This is a genomic window from Microbacterium saccharophilum (assembly GCF_007992455.1).
Lineage (GTDB): Bacteria > Actinomycetota > Actinomycetes > Actinomycetales > Microbacteriaceae > Microbacterium > Microbacterium saccharophilum.
Genome location: NZ_BKAH01000003.1, coordinates 312,238 through 331,489, shown reverse-complemented (window position 1 = coordinate 331,489; position 19,252 = coordinate 312,238). Strand labels below are relative to the sequence as shown.

The window sequence follows — 19,252 nt, the reverse complement described above, 5'->3', positions numbered from 1 at the left end:
CCGCATCCGTTCATCCGGCCCGTCGTACCGCTACGCGTGCGCGGAAGCGACCCCGAGGGACGGATGAACGCGGGTCGCGGGTCAGAGCCGCTGGGCGATCGCGGCGGCGGCGGTGAGCCACGCGTCGCGGGTGTCGCCCGACAGGGCGTCGAAGTCGATCGGTCCGCCGTCGACGAGGGCCGCGTCGAACGGCACGTGCACGACGGCGGAGGTCACCTGCGCGAAGTGGCGCTCCAGTCGCTCGGCGAGCTTGCGATCGGGCTTCGCCGAGGGGGCCGCGAGGATCGTGACGGCGTCGTCGATCTTGTCGTCGAAGCCCTTCTCGCGCAGCCCGTCGAGCAGCCACGCGGCGCTCGCGGCGGTGTCCTCGCGCACGGTCGAGACGATCACCAGCTGGTCGGCCGCGGCGACGGCGGCGACCCAGTTCGACGCGCGCATGTTGTTGCCGGTGTCGATGATGAGCAGCCGGTAGTAGCGCGAGAGCACCCCGTGCAACCGGTCGAAGGCGGCGGCGTCGATGGTGGAGGATGCCGCGGCATCCTCGTCGGAGGCCAGCACATCGAACCGGGCATCGACCTGCGTGCGGACGTAGGTGTCGAGGGCGGCGAGGCTGGACTGGTCGGGTGTCGTGAACCGGTCGAGGTCCTCGAGCAGGTCGACGGCGGTGCGGTGGTGCGGAGCGTTCTGCGCCCGCCAGCCGAGCGTGCCCCGGGTCTCGTTGTTGTCCCACGCGAGCGTCGCGCCGCCGCGCTGCGTGCCGAAGGTCGCGGCCAGCAGCAGCGTCGAGGTGGTCTTGTGCGCGCCGCCCTTGGGGTTGAGCACGACGATCGTGCGGGGTGCGTCGAGGCGCCGCTGCACGATGCGCTCGCGATCCAGTCGCGACTGCTCGGCCTTTCCGGGGCGCGGCGAGATCGCCCCGCCGGTGGCGCGGCGCACGGCACCCTGCCAGCCCTCGGTGGCCCGTGGCTTCGCGCGGTCGGCGCGGGAGTTGAGCAGGTCTTCGACGGTTGGCGTCGCCCGCTGCGCGGGATCGCGGTGCGCGCTCTCGCGACGCGCGAGGTCACTGCGGGACAGATCGCTGCGGAGGGGTCCGACGGGAGCGGGCTCCGGCTGCGCCGCCACGGAGACCGGCGCGGGCTCCGCGACGGGCTCCGGCTGCATCGCCACGGGTGCGGGCTCCGCGCCGGGCCCCGGCTCCGCAACGGGTGCCGGCTCCGCGACGGGTGCGGGCTCGTCGGCGACCGCGGCGGGCTCGGCGGCGCTGACCGCAGCATCCGCGCTGCTCGCAGCATCCGCGCTGTCCGCAGCATCCGCGCTGTCCGCAGCATCCGCGACGACGGGCACCTCGCCGGTGCGCACGGGGTGGGGCGCCGGGGCCGGCTCGCCGTTCTCGCGCTCGGCCAGGGCCGTGGCCTCGATGAAGGCGCCGTCGGGGTGGACGATCAGCGGCCAGCGCACGTCGCCGTCGACGACGATCGCCGTCACGGGCTCACCGGCCGACGCCGCGAGCTGCCGGATCGACTCGACGATGCGGCCGCGCAGCCCCTCTTCCGTCGAAGCGAAGACCTCGTCGACCTCCCCGGCCACGTGGATGCGGGCGAGCGTGTTCGAGGTGAGGTGAACGAGAGGTTCGGTGGCGGTTCCCACGGGAGCCTTTCTGTCGGGTGCGCTGCCGCTGGAGGCTGCGCTGTCGAGTATCGCATCCGGAGGGACGCGGACCCGGCATCCCCCGCCGCGCGGCCGTCCGGCCTGTCAGACGCGGAAGACGGCGTGCACGGGACCGGCGACCTGCTGGCCGCCGAGCGCCTCGAGCTCCATCAGCACGGCGGTGCCGGCCAGCACGTAGCCGAGCTCGGCGAGCACGGCGCGGCCGGCGCGCAGCGTGCCTCCGGTCGCCAGCACGTCGTCGACGAGCAGCACGCGGGTCCCCTCCGGGAGGTCGGCGGCCATCTCGATCGTTGCCTTCCCGTACTCGAGGTCGTAGGAGACGGATGCCGCGGGACGCGGCAGCTTGCCGGCCTTGCGGATCGGGACGGTGCCGACGCCCGCCGCGACGGCGACGGCCCCCGCGAGCAGGAAGCCGCGCGCCTCGACGCCGGCCACGACGTCGAAGGTGCCGGCGAACGGCTCGATGAGCGCATCCACGACGGCGCGCAGCGCCGCGGCGTCGGCCAGCAGCGGCGAGATGTCGCGGAAGAGGATGCCGGGCTCCGGGAAATCGGGCGTCAGGGCGATGAGGGATTCTGCGCGGGCGAGGGCATCGGAGGGCACCCGCCGAGCTTACGCTCCCGCCGGCGGCCCACCGGGGACGGCACGGCCCGCTGCAAGCGCTTGCAGTAGACTTCCGCGCATGACTTCTCCCCTCACCTCGACCCTCGAGCCCATCGGCGAGAGCCGGCCCGGCTCCGAGTGGTGGCGCACCGCCGTGATCTACCAGATCTACCCCCGCTCGTTCGCCGACGCGGACGGCGACGGCATCGGGGACCTGGCGGGCATCACGGCGCACCTCGACGACCTCGCCGCGCTCGGCGTCGACGCCGTCTGGCTGAGCCCGTTCTACCGCTCCCCGCAGAAGGATGCCGGCTACGACGTCGCCGACTACTGCGACGTCGACCCGCTGTTCGGCACCCTGGCCGACTTCGACGACATGCTCGCCCGCGCGCACGCCCACGGCATCCGCGTCATCGTGGACCTCGTCCCCAACCACAGCTCCGACCAGCACGCCTGGTTCCAGGAGGCCCTCGCCGCGGCCCCGGGCAGCGCCGCCCGCGCCCGCTACATGTTCCGCGACGGGCAGGGCGAGCACGGTGAGCTCCCCCCGAACAACTGGGAGTCCGTCTTCGGCGGCCCGGCCTGGACGCGCGTGCCGGACGGTCAGTGGTACCTGCACCTTTTCGACACGTCGCAGCCCGACTTCGACTGGGCCAATCCCGAGGTGCAGGAGGAGTTCCGCCGCATCCTCCGCTTCTGGCTCGACCGCGGCGTCGACGGGTTCCGGGTCGACGTGGCGCACGGGCTGGTCAAGACCGACGGCCTGCCCGACCACCTGCCGACCGTCGACGCGGACCCCCTCACGGCGGATTCGATGGGCGGCGGCGACGAGGACGTGCCGTACTGGGGCCAGGACGGCGTCCACGAGATCTACCGCGACTGGAACCGCGTCCTCGCCGAGTACGACGGCGACCGGGCCCTCTGCGCCGAGGCGTGGCTCCCGACCGTCGACCGGACGGCCCTGTGGGTGCGCCCCGACGAGATGCACCAGGCGTTCAACTTCCCGTACCTGATGACCGGGTGGGATGCCGCGGAGCTCCGCGAGGTCATCTCGGAATCGCTGCGCGCCTTCCCCGCCGTCGGCGCACCGGCCACCTGGGTGCTCTCCAACCACGACGTCGTGCGGCACGCGTCGCGTCTCGCGCTGACCGCGGAGAACCCCCAGGGTCACGGCATCGGACCGGACTCCCCGGGCCAGCCGATCCCCGAGGTGGGCCTGCGCCGCGCCCGCGCCGCGACGACGATCATGCTGGCGCTGCCCGGCTCGGCGTACGTCTTCCAGGGCGAGGAGCTGGGCCTCCCGGAGGTCATCCACCTCCCGGACGAGACCCGTCAGGACCCGACCTGGTTCCGGACGGACGGCGAGCGCTACGGCCGCGACGGCTGCCGTGTGCCGATCCCCTGGGTCGCCGACGCCCCCGCCTACGGCTTCAGCCCGAGCGGCGCGTCCTGGCTGCCGCAGCCGGAGGAGTGGGCGACGCTCGCGCGCTCCGTTCAGGAGGCCGACCCCGACTCGACCCTGTGGCTGTACCGGAGCCTGCTCGCAACCCGCCGCGCCCACGCACTCGGCACCGGCGCGCTGGAGTGGCTGACCGGTTACGGCGACGACGTCGTCGCGTTCCGCAACGGCGACGTCACGGTCATCGCCAACCTCGGCAGCGAGCCGGTCGACCTGCCGGCCGGCACGCTGCTCGTCGCGAGCGAGGAGTTCGACGGCACGCACCTTCCCGCCGACACCGCGGTCTGGCTCACGGCAGACTGAGCCCCATGGTCGGCATCGACGAGGTGGCCCGCCGCGCGGGGGTCTCGACGGCGACCGTCTCGCGTGCCCTCAGCGGCCGCGGGACGGTCTCCGCCGCCACCCGCGCGCGGGTCCTCGCCGCCGCCGACGAACTCGGCTACGTCGTCTCGGCCGCGGCGTCGAGCCTCGCGACGGGGCGCACCCGCAATGTCGGGGTGCTCGTGCCGCTGCTGGACCGCTGGTTCTACGCCCAGGTGCTGAGCGGCATCGCCACGCGCCTGTCGCCCGAGGGCTACGACCTCACGCTCTACAACCTGCCCGACGCGCATGCGCCGCGCCGCGACGTGCTCGCCCGGTCGCTGCGACGCAACCGCGTGGACGCGGTCATCGCCCTGTCGGTCTTCCTAGACGACGAGGAGGTGGCCGAGCTGCAGCGCCTGGGCAAGCCCGTCATCGCGATCGGCCGGCAGAGCCCGCAGCTGGTCGCCCTCACGGTCGACGACCGCGCCGTCGCGCGGCTCGCGACCGCGCATCTTCTGGAGCTCGGGCACACCGCCGTCGCGCACATCGGCGAGAGCCGCGGCCGGCACGGCGAGGTGCACGTGCCGACGCTGCGGCGCCGCGGATTCGAGCAGGCGATGACGGATGCCGGCATCCCCGTGCACGGCGACCTGCTCGAGCCCGCCGACTTCACGATCGACGGCGGCTATCGCGCCGCGGGGCGGCTCCTCGATCGCGCCGACCGGCCGACGGCGATCTTCGCGGCGTCCGACGAGATGGCCTTCGGGGCGATCTTCGCCGCGCGCGAGCGGGGGCTGCGCGTCCCCGAGGATCTGTCCGTCGTGGGCGTGGACGGACATGAGATGAGCGGCTTCTTCGCCCTCACGACGGTCGACCAGTTCCCGCACGCCCAGGGGGAGCGCGCCGCGGAGGCGGTCCTCGCGGTCCTCCGCTCCGGCGACGCCCCGGAGCCCGCGTCCCTCGCGTTCGAACTCGTGGTCCGGAACTCGACGGCGCGGCCCGCGTAGGCTCGAGGCCATGACGATCGACCTCGAGGCCCTCTACATCGACCTGCATCGCCACCCCGAGCTCTCCTTCCAGGAGACCCGCACGGCCGGCGTGATCACGCGGGAGCTCGAGGCTCTCGGACTCGAATTCGTCGAGGGGCTCGGCAAGACGGGCGTCGCGACGGTCATCCGCAACGGCGACGGGCCGGTCGTGTGGCTGCGCGCCGACATGGACGCCCTCCCGGTGCCGGAGCAGACCGGCCTGGACTACGCGAGCACGGCGCGCGGAACCGACCCCGCCGGCCTCGACGTCCCCGTCATGCACGCGTGCGGGCACGACATGCACGTCACGGCGATGCTGGGCGCCCTCGAGCGCCTCGCCGCGACCCGCGCGGAATGGAGCGGCACGATCGTCGCGGTCTTCCAGCCCGCCGAGGAGTACGGCGCCGGCGCGCAGGCGATGATCGCCGACGGCGTGCTCGATCGCTTCCCGCGGCCCGACGTCGTGCTCGGCCAGCACCTCACGCCGCTCCCCGCCGGTGTGATCGGGGTCCGTCCCGGGACGCAGATGGCGGCCTCCGACGGGCTCACCGTCACGCTCCTCGGCCGCGGCGGCCACGGCTCCCGCCCGCACTCGACGATCGACCCCGTCGTCATGGCGGCCGCGACCGTCATGCGCCTGCAGACCGTCGTGTCCCGCGAGATCGACCCGCGCGAGATGGGCGTCGTGACCGTCGGCTCGATCCACGCGGGCCTCAAGAACAACATCATCCCCGCCGAGGCGAAGCTCGAGCTGAGCCTGCGCTACCCGGACGAGGAGGCGCGCACGAACATCCTCGGCCGCGTGGAGCGGATCATCCGCGCCGAGGCGCAGGCATCCGGCGCGGAGGAGGCCCCCATCATCACGGTCGATCACTCCCTCCCGCCGACCATCAACGACCGCGCCGCCACGGCCCGGCTCACGGCGGCCTTCGACGCGGCGTTCGGCGACGGGACGGTCGTGGACCCCGGCATGTTCACCGGCAGCGAGGACGTCTCGTGGTTCGCCCGAGAGGCGGGCGTGCCGCTCGTCTACTGGTTCTGGGGCGGGGTCGACCCGCAGATGTACGCGGATGCCGTCAGCGCCGGGACCGTGGAGAAGGACATCCCCACCAACCACTCGCCGTTCTTCGCCCCCGTGCTGCACCCCACGATCGAGCGCGGCGTGGACGCGCTCGTCGTCGCCACGCGGGAGTTCCTCGAGGAGGTCTCCGCGTGACCGAACCGCACAGCCCCGACGGCGAGCGCCGCGACAGGACCCCGATCGTGCTCGGCATCATCGCCGGCATCCTCGCGGTCGTCGTGGGCGTGACGCTCACGATCGCCCTCACGCGGGGCGGGCCGTCCCAGGGCGCACCCAGCCCGAGCACGCCGGCGCAGACGACCGCACCGGAGCAGGACCCCGCGCCGTCGGCCGAGCCGACCGACCCGGCCGAGGAGCCGGCGGGCGTGCAGCTGGCGGCCACGGGCTTCGCCCTCGTGGACGACAGCGGCGCCGAGACGTTCGGCTACGGCTGGTCAGACCCGAGCGCGCCGGCGGTCGCCGCCCTCACCGAGGCGTTCGGCGCCGCGCCCGAGCAGCGCACCGAGAAGGGCGACGGCACCCACTATCCGGACTACACCGTGTACCAGTGGCGCGGTTTCGCCCTCTACGACATGGTGCCCATCGACGGCGGCACTCCGCGCGAGGAGTACACGCAGCCGTCGTGGGCCCGCGTGACCGCGAACACGGTGGGGGAGGTCGCGGTGACCGGCGAGTTCGGCATCGAGATCGGGACGACGGTCGACGCGGTGCGGGCCGCCGGACCGGATGCCGAAGTCGACCGGAACGGCGTCACGCGCTACGTCTTCGCCGCCGACCGGTCGTCGATGGCCGGCGGGGTCCCGTCCTACAGCATGATGGCCGACACCGACGGCACCGCCGTCACGGCGATCCTGTACTACTTCTACGCCGAGTTCTGACCGCCCTGTGCGGCTTCCCTCCCCCCGGAAGAGAGCCGCATTGCACGCCGTGGGGCACAGGCGTAATGTCGCCCGCCGTGGCTACCGACATCGGCGAACCGGCCGACGATTCCCCCGTCGTCAAACGCATCCTCATCGGCGATCCCCTCACCAGCGAGACGCTCGACGATCAGCTGCTCCCGAAACGGCGTGCGCTGCCGATCTTCGCCTCCGATGCGCTCTCCTCCGTGGCCTACGCGCCGCAGGAGCTGCTGATGATCCTGCTGATCGGCGGCACGGCGTTCCTGGCCTTCAGCCCGTGGGTCGCCGCGGCCGTCGTGACGCTGCTGGTCGTCGTCGTGCTGAGCTACCGGCAGCTCATCAAGGCGTACCCGTCCGGCGGCGGCGACTACGAGGTCGCCCGCACGAACCTCGGCGAGGTGCCCGGTGTCGTGGTGGCATCCGCCCTGCTCGTGGACTACGTCCTGACGGTCGCGGTGTCGGTGGCATCCGGTGTCGACAACATCATCTCCGCCCTGCCGGGACTGGACCCGTGGCGGGTGGAGTTCGCGGTCGGATTCGTCGTGCTGATCATCGTCGTGAACCTCCGGGGCGTCCGGGAGGCCTCGTCGGCGTTCGCGATCCCCACCTACGTCTTCATCGGGTCCGTCGCCGTCATGATCGTGACGGGTCTCGTCCGCTGGGGTCTCGGCGACGCCCCGGTGGCGGAGAGCGCGCAGTACGCGGTGCAGGCCGAGGACCTCACCCAGGTGGCCGTCATCCTGCTGATCCTGCGCGCGTTCTCCAGCGGCTGCTCCGCTCTCACGGGCGTCGAGGCCGTGTCCAACGGCGTGCCCGCGTTCCGCGAGGACAAGGTGCGCAACGCCCAGACGACGCTCGTCCTCATGGGCTCGATCGCCATCGGGCTCTTCGCCGGGCTCACGCTGCTGGCACTCGTCACCGGCGTCCACTACGCCGAGAACCCGTGCAGCCTGGTCGGGTTCGACTGCACCGCGCCGCAGCCCTCGCTCATGGCGCAGGTCGCCGCCGCGACCTTCGGCGGCGGCTCACTGCCGTTCTTCGTCATCCAGGCGGCGACCGCGTGCGTGCTGCTGCTGGCTGCCAACACGGCGTTCAACGGCTTCCCGCTGCTGGGCTCCGTGCTCGCGCGCGACGGCTACGCCCCCAAGGCGCTCAACACGCGTGGCGACCGCCTCGTCTACTCCAACGGCATGATCCTGCTGGGCCTCGCCGCGATCGCCGTGCTCGTGGTCTTCCAGGCACGGCTGACGACGCTCATCCAGCTCTACATCATCGGCGTGTTCGTCTCGTTCTCGCTCGGCCAGCTGGGGATGGTGCGCCACTGGCGTCGCGAGCTGCGCCTGCTGCCGGCCACGCGGCGGCGGGAGCGGCGCGAGTCCTCCATCGGCCTCGTCATCAACTCGCTGGGCGCGACGTTCACGATCCTCGTGCTGGTCATCGTCACGGTGACGAAGTTCACGCACGGGGCCTGGCTCGTCTTCCTCGCGATTCCGCTCCTGGCCGTCCTCATGGTCGGCGTGAACCGCTACTACCGCGATGTCGAGCACGAGATCACGATGGACGACGAGGTGCGGTTCGGCTCGTCCGGCGATCTCGCCCTGATCCTCGTCAGCCGTCTGCAGAAGCCGGTCGCCAAGGCCGTGGACTACGCGCTGGCCGCGCGCCACGACAAGACGCTCGCGGTGCACGTGGCGGTGACGAAGGAGGACGCCCTCGCGGTGCAGACCGACTGGGAGGTGCATGGGATGCCGATCCCGCTCGTCGTCATCGAGTCGCCGTACCGGCACTACGCGTCGCCGCTCGTCCAGTTCATCGAGAAGTACCGCGAGACGCACGGATCGTCGGTCGTCACCGTCTACCTGCCGCAGTACATGGTCGGCCACTGGTGGGAGTCCCTGCTGCACAACCGCCGCGCGCGGCGCATCGCCCAGCAGCTCCTCATGGTGCACGGCGTGACGGTGACCCTCGTTCCGTGGCTGCTGGACTCGTCCGAGCTCGTCTATGGCCGCCGGTCGCGCCCGCTGCCGGGCGACGACCGCGGCGGCCGGCTCGCGACGTACGGGCTCGTCGCGCACACCGACGAGGAGCCGTAGGCCGTAGCCGCCGGAGCCCGGCGGGCGTGCACGGCGTAGCCTAGAGGGGTGACTTCCGCCCTCCCTCAGACGATCCCCGGTCTGGATGCCGCCGCGCTGCGCGCGGACTTCCCGATCCTGGGCCAGCAGGTGAACGGGCGCCCGCTCATCTATCTCGACTCCGCCGCCACGAGCCAGAAGCCCCGTCAGGTCCTGGACGCCGAGCGGGACTTCCTCACCCACGCGAACTCCGCCGTGCACCGGGGGGCGCACACGCTCGCCGCCGAGGCCACCGATCTCTTCGAGGACGCCCGCGCCACCGTCGCAGGTTTCGTCGGGGCTGCCCCGGAGCAGCTGGTCTGGACGAGCGGCGCGACGATGGGCCTCAACCTCGTCGCCTACGCGATCGGCAACGCGACGCTCGGCCGCGGCGGCGCGTCCTCCGCGCGCTTCGCGCTGCAGCCCGGAGACGAGATCCTCACCACGGCGATCGAGCACCACGCGAACCTCATCCCGTGGCAGGAGCTGGCCGCCCGCACCGGCGCCGTGCTGAAGCACATCCCCGCGCGCGACGACGGGACGCTCGACCTGGACGCCGCGGCATCCCTCATCGGACCACGGACGCGCATCGTCGCCTTCACGCACGTCTCCAACGTCCTCGGCATCGTGAACCCCGTCGCCGAGCTCGTCGCGCTCGCCCGCGAGGTCGGCGCCGTCACGGTGCTGGACGCCTGCCAGTCGGCGCCGCACCTGCCGCTGGATCTCCCGGCCCTCGGGGTCGATCTCGCGGTCTTCAGCGGCCACAAGATGCTGGGACCCTACGGCGTCGGCGGCCTGTACGGTCGCGCCGAGGTCCTCGAAGCCCTCCCGCCGTTCCTCACCGGCGGCTCGATGATCACGACCGTCACCCTCGACGGCGCCGAATACCTCCCGCCGCCCCAGCGGTTCGAGGCGGGCACGCAGCCGGTGGGGCCCGCGATCGGCCTCGCCGCCGCCGTCCGGTACCTCGACGGCGTGGGACTCGGCGCGATCCACGCGCACGAGAGCGCGCTCGCGACGCGCCTGGGCGACGGCCTCCGCCGGATCCCCGGCATCCGCCTCCTCGGCGATGCCGCCGGGGTCGAGCGCGTCGGGCTGTGGTCCTTCGACGTCGACGGCGTGCACGCGCACGATGCCGGACAGTTCCTGGACGCCCGCGGCATCGCGGTGCGCGTGGGCCACCACTGCGCCGCGCCGCTGCACCGGCAGTACGGCATCACGGCATCCGTGCGGGCGAGCGCGGCGCTGTACAACACCGCGGACGAGATCGACGAGCTGCTCGACGCGGTCTCCGGCATCCGCGCCTATTTCGGAGCGGCATCATGAGCGACCTCGACGGCCTGTACCGCGAGCTGATCCTCGATCACTCGAAGCACCCGCAGCACTTCGGCCTCGCCGACCAGGACGGCGCGCACGCCACCTCGCACCAGCGGAATCCGGTGTGCGGCGACGAGATCACGCTGCGCGCGCGGATCACGACCGACGGCGACGCCATCCGCGACGTCACGTGGGAGGGGTCGGGCTGCTCGATCTCGCAGGCGTCGGCGTCGATGCTCTCCGATCTCGTCGAAGGGATGCCGCGCACCGAGGCGCGCACGCTGATCGACGGCTTCCGCGAGGCGCTCCGCTCGCGCGGACAGCTCGAGCTCGACGAGGACGTCTACGGCGACGCGGCCGCCCTCACCGGCGTCTCGAAGTTCTCCGCGCGCGTGAAGTGCGCGATGCTCGCCTGGGTCGCACTGGAAGACGCCCTCGCCCGCGCGTGAGCGCAGGGAGGGCGCCGTCCGCCGTCGTCAGGCGCGGATGACCTGCTCCTCGAGGCGCGCGTAGCTGGCCTCCATGCCGTCGGTCATCCCGGTGGCGAGGATCATGTCGCGCGTGTCCTTGTCCGGGTACTCGATGAGCAGCGTCAGCAGGGTCGCCCCCTCCTCCTCGTAGAGCGTCATGTCGTTGAGGGTCGAGGGTCCGTCCATCCCGATCATCTTCTCGGTCGTCACGGCCCGCCGCGGCGGCTCGCTCAGGAGCGACTCGCCTTCGAAGCCGAAGCCGCTGTCCGGCACGCCGTCCTGCTCCCACACGTACCGGTAGCGGTCGCCGGCCCCCTGGGCGATCTCGCACTCCGTCATCGACCAGCCGTCCGGACCCAGCAGCCACTTCCTCATGAGCTCGGGGTCATGGTGGGCGCGCCACACGACGTCACGGGGACCGTCGATGAGCCGCGTGATCCGCACGTGCGTGTCGTCGAGCAGCTCCGTGCGGGTGCCCTTGCCCTGCGCGTACGCGCGGAGGTCCTGAAGGACCGCGTCGAGCTGGCTGATCGCCTGGCGAGCGCCCTCGACGCCGCCCATCGCCACGATCTGCTCCAGCGCCTCGAGCGAGGTGAAGTACGACACGTTCGTGAGGCGCGAGCCGTCCCCCGCGTCGGCGACCGCGAACGTCATGCGCATGGCGGGGAAGCCGTCCAGCGCCGCGCCGTGCTCATCGACGAACGCGTCGATGACCTCAAACGACGAGCCATCGTCGATGCGCAGGAACTCCCACGCGCCCCGGGACGCCTCGCCGCGGGGACTCGTCATGTGGTACCTCGCGCGGCCGCCGACGGTGAAGTCGAACTCCGTGAAGGTCGCCGGCCATCCCGGCGGGCCCCAGAACCGCTCGAGCTGCCGCGGGTCGGTCAGCGCATGCCAGAGGCGGTGCGCCGGTGCGGCGAACTCCGCCACGAGCGTCATCTCGAGCTTCTCGGGATCGGTGGTGATATCGGTGACAGGCATGTCGGTCTCCTTCGTCCGGTGGCGGTGTCAGCGTTCGGGGTGTTGCGGGTGTTCCGGGTTTTCCGGGTGGGTCAGCAGGGCGTCCAGGCGATCGACCCGGCTGCGCCAGAGGTCTTCGTAGCGCGCCAGCAGCGCCCGGGCGCGGGCGATCATGACGGGGTCCGCACGCACGAGGCGCTCACGTCCCTCGGCGCGCTTGACGATGAGGCGGGCGGCCTCGAGGACCGCGACGTGCTTCTGCACGGCCGCGAACGACATGTCGTAATCCGCCGCGAGCGCCGAGACGGACTGCTCGCGCTCCACGGTGCGCCGCAGGATGTCACGGCGCGTCGCCGCCGCGAGGGCGTGGAACAGGCGATCGGTTTCATCATCGGTCAACTCTCGGTGTCGCGGAGAGTGCTGGGGCATGTCATGTACAACCATTTGGTTGTAGATTAGACCCGCGGATGCCGCCCGTCAAGACGTTTTTCTGCCGGACACCTCGGCCGCCCGGCGGGCCTCGCCACCCGGCGCCCGTAGGATCCGATCATGAAGCACCGCATCCTCCTCCCGATCGCGCTGGCCGCGCTCCTGCTCACGGGGTGCTCAGGCAGCCCCTCGACCCCGGCCGGGGAAGGAAGCGGAGGCAGCAGCTCCGCGTCAGCGACCCCTGCGGAGCCGACGACCCCGGCCGCGGAGCCGACGCCTCCCGCCGCGGACCTGGACCTCACGGGCGAGTGGAAGCAGACGAACTCGGACTCGGCCACCTCATACCAGACCGCCACGATCGCCGGTGACGTGATCACGGTCAACTGGGTCAACGAGGCGGAGTCCACGACGGCGCTCTACTGGATCGGCACCTACGAGGCACCCACCGGCGCGACCGACACGTTCACGTGGACGTCTGTCGGCGACGTCGAGAAGATGGATCCCGCGCTCCTGGCCTCCGGCGACGAATCGAAGGTGTTCACCTACGAGGACGGCACGCTGAAGTACGAGCTGACCGCGATGAGCGTGACGATGACCGTGGAGATGGCGAAGCAGTAGGTCCGCCGCCGACTCGCGCTCAGGCGCGCTGCGCGCAGGCGACGCAGAGCGTCGCCATCGGCCGGGCCTCGAGCCGCGCCGGCGGGATCGGCCGTCCGCACGACGCGCACACGCCGTAGGATCCGTCGGCGACGCGCTGCAGCGCGGCATCCACGTCCGCGCGCTCGGCGCGGGCCGCCCGGCGGAGGGCCTCGACGCGCTGCCATTCGCCGGAGAGCGTCGATCCCTCCGGGTCGTGCTCGTCGTCGGCGGTGGCGTCGGCGCGGTCGACGCGGATGCTCTCCTCGTCGCGATCGAGCCGCGCGAGCATCTCATCGAGCTCGCCCGCCCGCGCGCGCAGCGCGCGCTCCGCCTCCCCGCCGATCATCGGACGTCAGCCCAAGCCGTGCCGGTCGTCGGGCCCACCGGCATCCGTCCCCGCGACGGGGCGACCCGACAGTCCCACGGAACCGGCGCCGGGGTCGGTCGAGGTCGCGGCACGGACGGCCACGGACTCGTCGATCGCCGGATAGGTCGGCCGCAGCCGCACGGGGCCGGAGGAGCGGGCGGCGTCGCGACGCCGCTTGCGTGCCGCGGCAGCCAGGTTGAGGCCTTCGACGAAGATCGCGAACGCCATGGGGCCGTAGATGAGCGCCTTGTCGATCTTGATGTGGAAGCCCTCGGCGATGAGGAACACGCCGATGAGGAGGAGGAACGACAGGGCCAGCATCTTCACGGTCGGGTGCGCGTTGACGAACGCGAAGATGAAGCGCGAGGCGAACAGCATGATGCCGAAGGACAGCACGACGGCCGCGATGATGACGATCATGTTGCTCGTCATCCCGACGGCGGTGATGACGGAGTCGAGGGAGAAGACGAGGTCGAGGAGCAGGATCTGCACCAGCACGCTGCCGAAGGTCGCCGTCGCGACCTTCTCGCCGGGACCGTGGTGCTCCTCGGCACCCTCCAGCTTCTGGTGGATCTCGTGCACGGCCTTGTAGACGAGGAAGAGCCCGCCGACGATGAGGATGAAGTCCTTCACCGAGAACTCGAGCTCGCCGAGCGTCACGATGGGCTCGGTCAAGGTGATGATCCAGCCGGCGAAGAACACCAGCAGCACGCGCATGAGCATCGCGAGCGTCAGCCCGAGGTTCCGCGCCCGTGCCTGCTGGGCGACCGGGAGCCTCGAGGAGAGGATCGAGATGAAGATCACGTTGTCGACGCCGAGCACGAGCTCGAGGACGAAGAGCGTGAGGAAGACGGCGATCAGGTCGGGCGAGAGCTCGAGCGAGAAGTCCATCACCCCAGCGTAAACGGCTACCTTCCGGATCCTGAGCGGTCAACCCCCTGGGCCCGGCGCGCCGCACCGGGGATGCTGATGGTGACGAAAGGAGTCGCCATGTCCGATGCGACCCAGGGCAACACCGACATGCCCGGTGACGAAGCGCCCTCCGGCGCCGAGCACGCACCCGACGACGAGCCGACCACGGAAGAGCTGGAGGAGCCGAGCACCGAGAAGAACCCCGGCGAGGAGCCGAAGGCGCCCGAGGCGAAGGACGGCGAGCCGAGCCACCACGCCGTCGGCATCGGCATCCTCGACGACGAGGAACCGCACCGGGACTGAGCCCCCGGCGCCCGGCGCCCGGCGTCCGGCGCCCCGCGCAAGAAAGGTGGCGCTTCGCGCCGCCTCATCACGCCCGGAGCGGCGCATCGTGACCCCTTTCCCAGGCCCGGCGCCCAGGCCCGGCGCCCGGCGGAAAGGTGGCGCTTTGCGCCGCCTCAGCGCGCCCGAGGCGGCGCATCCCGACCCCTTTTCCAGGCTCGGCGCAGAAAGGTGGCGCTTCGCGCCGCCTCAGCGCGCGCGAGGCGGCGCAGCCTGACCCCTTTTCCAGGCCCGCGGCGGAATGGGGGCGCTGCGCGCCGCCTCAGCGCGCGCGAGGCGGCGCATCCTGACCCCTTTCCCGGCTAGCCGCATCGCCGGGAGGGGGTGCGAGCGGCGCCGGTAGGATGAGACCATCCCCGGCACCCGAATCTTGGAGCCCAGCCGCGTGAGCACACCTGTCGCAGACACCGTAGAGAACGCCGTCGCCACGCCGGAGAAGGAGCAGCCGTACGCGGCGCTCGGCCTCAAGCCCGACGAGTACGACCGCATCCGCGAGATCCTCGGGCGCCGCCCGACCTCCGGCGAGCTGGCGATGTACTCCGTCATGTGGAGCGAGCACTGCTCGTACAAGTCGTCCAAGAACTACCTCCGCCGCTTCGGCCAGAAGGTGTCCGAGGAGATGAAGACGCGGCTTATGGTCGGCATGGGGCAGAACGCCGGCGTCGTGGACGTCGGCGAGGGCTGGGCCGTGACCTTCAAGGTTGAGTCGCACAACCACCCGAGCTACATCGAGCCGTTCCAGGGCGCCGCGACCGGCGTCGGCGGCATCGTGCGCGACATCATCTCGATGGGCGCGCGTCCCGTCGCCGTCATGGACCAGCTGCGCTTCGGCGCCATCGACCACCCCGACACGGCGCGCGTCGTGCACGGCGTCGTCTCCGGCATCTCGTTCTACGGCAACTGCCTCGGCCTGCCCAACATCGGCGGCGAGACGGTGTTCGACGCCGTCTACCAGGGCAACCCGCTCGTCAACGCCCTCGCGGTCGGGGTCATGCGCCACGAGGACATCAAGCTCGCCAACGCGACGGGCGCCGGCAACAAGGTCGTCCTCTTCGGCGCCCGCACGGGCGGCGACGGCATCGGCGGCGCCAGCATCCTGGCATCCGACACCTTCGCCGACGGCGGACCCACGAAGCGTCCCGCCGTGCAGGTCGGCGACCCGTTCGCCGAGAAGGTGCTCATCGAGTGCTGCCTCGAGCTCTACAAGGGCGAGCTCGTCGAGGCCATCCAGGACCTGGGCGCCGCGGGCATCTCGTGCGCCACGAGCGAGCTGGCCGCCAACGGCGGCTCCGGCATGCGCGTCGACCTCGAGAGCGTCCTGCTGCGCGACCCCTCGCTCACGCCCGAGGAGATCCTCATGAGCGAGAGCCAGGAGCGGATGATGGCGATCGTCGCGCCCGAGAAGCTCGACGCCTTCCTCGCCGTGACCGGCAAGTGGGATGTCGAGACGTCCGTGCTCGGCGAGGTCACCGGCGACGGGCGCCTCCAGATCTTCTGGCACGGCGAGGAGATCGTCGACGTCGACCCGTCGACCGTCGCCGTCGACGGCCCGGTGTACGAACGCCCGGTCGCCTATCCGACGTGGATCGATGCGCTGCGTGACGACTCGGCATCCGCTCTGCCGCGCACGAACGACCCCGAGGCGCTGCGCGAGCAGTTCCTGCAGCTCGTGTCGAGCCCGAACCTCGCCGACACGTCGTGGATCACCAACCAGTACGACTACTACGTCATGGGCAACACGGCCCTGAGCTTCCCCGACGACGCCGGCATGATCCGCGTCGACGAGGAGTCGGGCCTCGGCTTTGCGATCGCGACCGATTGCAACGGCCGGTTCTGCCAGCTCGACCCGTACGCGGGTGCGCAGCTGGCCCTCGCCGAGGCGTACCGCAACGTCGCCGTCACGGGCGCGGTGCCCACGGCCGTCACCGACTGCCTCAACTTCGGCAGCCCCGAGAACCCCGAGGTCATGTGGCAGTTCGGGCAGGCCGTCGACGGCCTCGCCGACGCGTGCCTCGCCCTCGGCGTTCCCGTCACGGGCGGCAACGTCAGCTTCTACAACCAGACCGGTGACGTCCCGATCTTCCCGACGCCCGTCGTCGGCGTGCTCGGGATCATCGACGACGTCGCCCGCCGCATCCCGTCGGGGTGGCAGGATGCCGGCGAGAACATCTACCTGCTCGGCGTCACCTCCACCGAGCTCAGCGGCTCCGCGTGGGCCGGCACCGTGCACGGGCACCTCGGCGGCCGCCCGCCCGCCGTGGACCTGCAGAACGAGAAGAAGCTCGCCGAGCTCATCCACGCCGCCTCCCACCAGGAGCTCATCGCGTCGGCGCACGACCTGTCCGCCGGCGGCCTCGGCCAGGCTCTCGCCGAGGGCGTGCTGCGCTTCGGCGTCGGCGCGCGGGTGTGGCTGCGCGAGATCATGGAGCGAGACGGCGTGGATGCCGCGACGGCCCTGTTCAGCGAGTCCACCGGCCGCGTCATCGTGTCGGTGCCGCGCGAAGAGGATGTGAAGTTCCGCGGCCTCTGCGAAGGACGCGGCTACCCCGTCCTGCGCATCGGCGTGACCGATCCCGCGGCCGTCGGAGAAGAGCCGGCCCTCGAGGTCCAGGACCTGTTCACCGTGCCGCTCTCCGAGCTGCGCGCGGAGTCGCGGGGGACGCTGCCGGCGGCCTTCGGGGCGATCATCGAAGAGATCCCCGTGGAGGCCGGCGCATGAGCGACCAGGACGAGTACGCCGGCTTCGGCGACCGGCGGGCGACCCGCATGAAGATCGTCGCGTGGACGGTGATCGGCGCCCTGGTCATCGTCGGCGGCGGCGCCACGGTCCTCGCCCTCCTGTTCGGCTGACCCCGCCCGCTCGATCCCCGCTGCACTCCCAGGCGGAGTGGCTAGCATGACGACGTGGACCTCTGGGTGGCGATCGCCGAGTTCTGGTGGGTGGCCCCGGCCGTCATCGGCACGGGGGCCGTCGGCTGGTTCGGCGTGCGCCGGCAGCGGGCCGCGCATGCCCGGCGGCTGGCCTACGACGCGGCCCGGCACGAGCTGCGGGATGCGCGCACGACCGCGGCGGGCGCCCGCGCAGAGGTGCGCGTCGCACGCGCCGACCTCGCCCGCGTCCAGGCCGAGCGCGCCGCGGGACGGGCGTCGTCGAGCGATGTGACCCGCGCCCGGAACGAGCTCATCCGCGCCCAGCGCGACGCGCGGGCCCTGGCCGCCGGCGTGCGTGCCCAGCGTGCCCGCGTCGCCGCCGCGCGCGCCGTGCTGCCGGGTGCGGCATCCGACCCCGCACGACTGCCCCTCGCGCAGCTCATGACCGCGCACGACACCGTCACGCGACGCTGGCTCGACTACGAGACCGACCCGGCCAAGCTCATCGCCTTCCCGGTCATGAGCGACGTCCGCGCGCCGCTGACCGCCGTGTACCTCGCCGAGCGCGCCACGGCGCAGCGCCTGCGCCCCCGATCGGCGCAGACCCCGATGTCGCCGGGCGAGTTCGCGGCGTACCGCGACGCCGTCCGCCGGCTCGAGGCGAGCTTCGACGCCGCGGAGAAGGAGGCGTGGCGCCACGCGCGCGCGAGCGGCGCCGTGCCGCCTGCCGAAGACGAGCCGTCGGCGCCGCGGTGGACCCAGGTCGCGCAGCGCGTCACCGAGACCGTCATCGCCTCCTCGGCCGACGTCATCGCCCGCGTGGGCGACGCCGCGCGTTCCGCCGCGCGCAGCGATGCGCCCGGCGACGCTCCGGTCGACCCCACGCCGCCGCGCACGACGCCTTCGTCGCCCCCCGCCCCTCCCGCCCCCGACGCTCCCCCGCCGCCGGTGTGGCCCGTGCCGTCGCGTTCGAGCAGACGGCCGCCTCGTCCGTGACGCCTGCCGCGGTTGCATAGCATGGCACCGTGGACGCCTTCTTCGACTTCCTCCGCGGGTACTGGTGGCTGGCGTTCCCGCTCATCGGAGCCGCGGGCGGCATCGCGCGCGGCTGGGAGAGCGCCGCGCGGCGGCGGCACAAGCGGCGCCTGGAGTTCATCCGCGCCAAGAGCGAACTGAAGGCCGCCTCGCGCGTCACCGTCGCGACGGCCTCGGTGCCGAAGCCCATCACGCGCGCCTCGCCGGTGCCCACGCAGCTCGAGCAGCTGTTCCATGCGCACGACGCGGTCACGGCCCGCTGGCTGGAATACGAGCTGGATGTCGCGAAGCTCATCGCCTTCCCGACGATGAGCGACGGCCGGCAGGACCTCACCGCCGCCTTCCTGCGGGCGAAGAAGACGGCCGACAATCTGCGTCCGCGCTCGGCCGACGAGCGCATCAGCGCGGGCGACCTCGCCGCGTATCGCGCGGCCGTGACCGACTTCGAGGTCGCCTTCGACATCGCCGAGCGCGATGCGCGGCGCGTCCGCGACTCCTCGTTCACCGAGGGCGAGCGGAAGCGGCTGAACACCGCGAAGCAGCTCCTCACCGTCGCGATCGATCAGGCTGCGACGCCTGCCGAGCGCTAGCTGGCGTACCGGCGCGTCCGCGAGGAGCTCGACGGGCTCCTCTCGATCTCCGACGAGGCCATCGAGGTGCTCGAGAAGAAGGTCGCCCTCGAGCTGGACGCCGGGCACTCGGCGAGCGACAAGCCCGCCGACTGAGCGCGCCGCACAGCCCGCCGCACGCCGGGG

General features: G+C 72.2%; 19 protein-coding genes. 13 read left to right on the top strand and 6 right to left on the bottom strand.

Annotated elements, in window-relative coordinates; genetic code table 11:
• Nucleotides 1-81 precede the first annotated feature (81 nt).
• Both MSA03_RS05410 and MSA03_RS05405 read right to left on the bottom strand, forming a co-directional pair.
• Complete coding sequence (locus MSA03_RS05410) at nt 82-1,647, bottom strand: chromosome partitioning protein (RefSeq protein ID WP_028497141.1); 1,566 nt, start codon at nt 1,645-1,647, stop codon at nt 82-84.
• Nucleotides 1,648-1,752: 105 nt separating this feature from the next.
• Nucleotides 1,753-2,271 (bottom strand): adenine phosphoribosyltransferase, encoded by a 519-nt coding sequence (locus MSA03_RS05405; protein WP_028497140.1) that lies wholly within the window; start codon nt 2,269-2,271, stop codon nt 1,753-1,755.
• A 79-nt stretch (nt 2,272-2,350) separates the two neighbouring features.
• Here MSA03_RS05405 and MSA03_RS05400 point away from each other — a divergent pair, with 79 nt between their 5' ends.
• From MSA03_RS05400 to sufU, 7 genes are all read left to right on the top strand, one after another.
• Entirely contained in the window at nt 2,351-4,033 is a 1,683-nt protein-coding gene (locus tag MSA03_RS05400; RefSeq protein WP_147049932.1) for a glycoside hydrolase family 13 protein, read from the top strand.
• 5 nt (nt 4,034-4,038) lie between these two features.
• A complete protein-coding gene (locus MSA03_RS05395; RefSeq protein ID WP_147049931.1) occupies nt 4,039-5,040 on the top strand; it encodes a LacI family DNA-binding transcriptional regulator in 1,002 nt (333 codons plus the stop codon).
• A gap of 10 nt (nt 5,041-5,050) precedes the next feature.
• Entirely contained in the window at nt 5,051-6,277 is a 1,227-nt protein-coding gene (locus MSA03_RS05390; RefSeq protein WP_147049930.1) for an amidohydrolase, read from the top strand.
• Complete coding sequence (locus tag MSA03_RS05385) at nt 6,274-7,020, top strand: hypothetical protein (protein ID WP_147049929.1); 747 nt, start codon at nt 6,274-6,276, stop codon at nt 7,018-7,020. The genes MSA03_RS05390 and MSA03_RS05385 overlap by 4 nt, the downstream gene beginning before the upstream one ends.
• A 65-nt stretch (nt 7,021-7,085) precedes the next feature.
• Complete coding sequence (locus MSA03_RS05380) at nt 7,086-9,134, top strand: APC family permease (protein ID WP_147049928.1); 2,049 nt, start codon at nt 7,086-7,088, stop codon at nt 9,132-9,134.
• A 48-nt stretch (nt 9,135-9,182) separates the two neighbouring features.
• Entirely contained in the window at nt 9,183-10,478 is a 1,296-nt protein-coding gene (locus MSA03_RS05375; RefSeq protein ID WP_174799847.1) for an aminotransferase class V-fold PLP-dependent enzyme, read from the top strand.
• Nucleotides 10,475-10,918, top strand: a complete 444-nt coding sequence (sufU, locus tag MSA03_RS05370) for a Fe-S cluster assembly sulfur transfer protein SufU (protein ID WP_147049927.1) — start codon at nt 10,475-10,477, stop codon at nt 10,916-10,918. Before MSA03_RS05375 ends, sufU begins: the two co-directional genes overlap by 4 nt.
• Before the next feature lie 27 nt (nt 10,919-10,945).
• On the opposite strand, the gene MSA03_RS05365 is transcribed toward sufU, so the two are convergent.
• A complete protein-coding gene (locus MSA03_RS05365; RefSeq protein WP_147049926.1) occupies nt 10,946-11,923 on the bottom strand; it encodes an SRPBCC family protein in 978 nt (325 codons plus the stop codon).
• A gap of 27 nt (nt 11,924-11,950) precedes the next feature.
• Nucleotides 11,951-12,331, bottom strand: a complete 381-nt coding sequence (locus tag MSA03_RS05360) for an ArsR/SmtB family transcription factor (RefSeq protein ID WP_147049925.1) — start codon at nt 12,329-12,331, stop codon at nt 11,951-11,953.
• A 120-nt stretch (nt 12,332-12,451) separates the two neighbouring features.
• Between MSA03_RS05360 and MSA03_RS05355 the strand changes: the two genes are divergently transcribed.
• On the top strand, nt 12,452-12,949 hold the full coding sequence (locus MSA03_RS05355; RefSeq protein ID WP_147049924.1) for a hypothetical protein: 498 nt from the start codon (nt 12,452-12,454) through the stop codon (nt 12,947-12,949).
• 19 nt (nt 12,950-12,968) lie between these two features.
• On the opposite strand, the gene MSA03_RS05350 is transcribed toward MSA03_RS05355, so the two are convergent.
• The gene (locus MSA03_RS05350) at nt 12,969-13,316 is read right to left on the bottom strand and encodes a TraR/DksA family transcriptional regulator (protein WP_028496175.1); all 348 of its coding nucleotides are present in this window, start codon (nt 13,314-13,316) and stop codon (nt 12,969-12,971) included.
• 6 nt (nt 13,317-13,322) lie between these two features.
• The gene (locus MSA03_RS05345; RefSeq protein WP_147049923.1) at nt 13,323-14,228 is read right to left on the bottom strand and encodes a TerC family protein; all 906 of its coding nucleotides are present in this window, start codon (nt 14,226-14,228) and stop codon (nt 13,323-13,325) included.
• A gap of 99 nt (nt 14,229-14,327) precedes the next feature.
• Between MSA03_RS05345 and MSA03_RS05340 the strand changes: the two genes are divergently transcribed.
• From MSA03_RS05340 to MSA03_RS05320, 5 genes are all read left to right on the top strand, one after another.
• On the top strand, nt 14,328-14,552 hold the full coding sequence (locus MSA03_RS05340; RefSeq protein WP_244946329.1) for a hypothetical protein: 225 nt from the start codon (nt 14,328-14,330) through the stop codon (nt 14,550-14,552).
• Between the two features lie 424 nt (nt 14,553-14,976).
• Nucleotides 14,977-17,310, top strand: coding sequence for a phosphoribosylformylglycinamidine synthase subunit PurL (gene purL / locus MSA03_RS05335; RefSeq protein ID WP_244946328.1), 2,334 nt, complete (start codon nt 14,977-14,979; stop codon nt 17,308-17,310).
• Nucleotides 17,307-17,441 (top strand): hypothetical protein, encoded by a 135-nt coding sequence (locus tag MSA03_RS14625; RefSeq protein WP_261798686.1) that lies wholly within the window; start codon nt 17,307-17,309, stop codon nt 17,439-17,441. The genes purL and MSA03_RS14625 overlap by 4 nt, the downstream gene beginning before the upstream one ends.
• A 54-nt stretch (nt 17,442-17,495) precedes the next feature.
• Nucleotides 17,496-18,458, top strand: coding sequence for a patatin-like phospholipase domain-containing protein (locus MSA03_RS05330; protein ID WP_174799846.1), 963 nt, complete (start codon nt 17,496-17,498; stop codon nt 18,456-18,458).
• Nucleotides 18,459-18,487: 29 nt separating this feature from the next.
• Complete coding sequence (locus MSA03_RS05320) at nt 18,488-19,087, top strand: hypothetical protein (RefSeq protein ID WP_307725227.1); 600 nt, start codon at nt 18,488-18,490, stop codon at nt 19,085-19,087.
• Nucleotides 19,088-19,252: the final 165 nt, after the last annotated feature.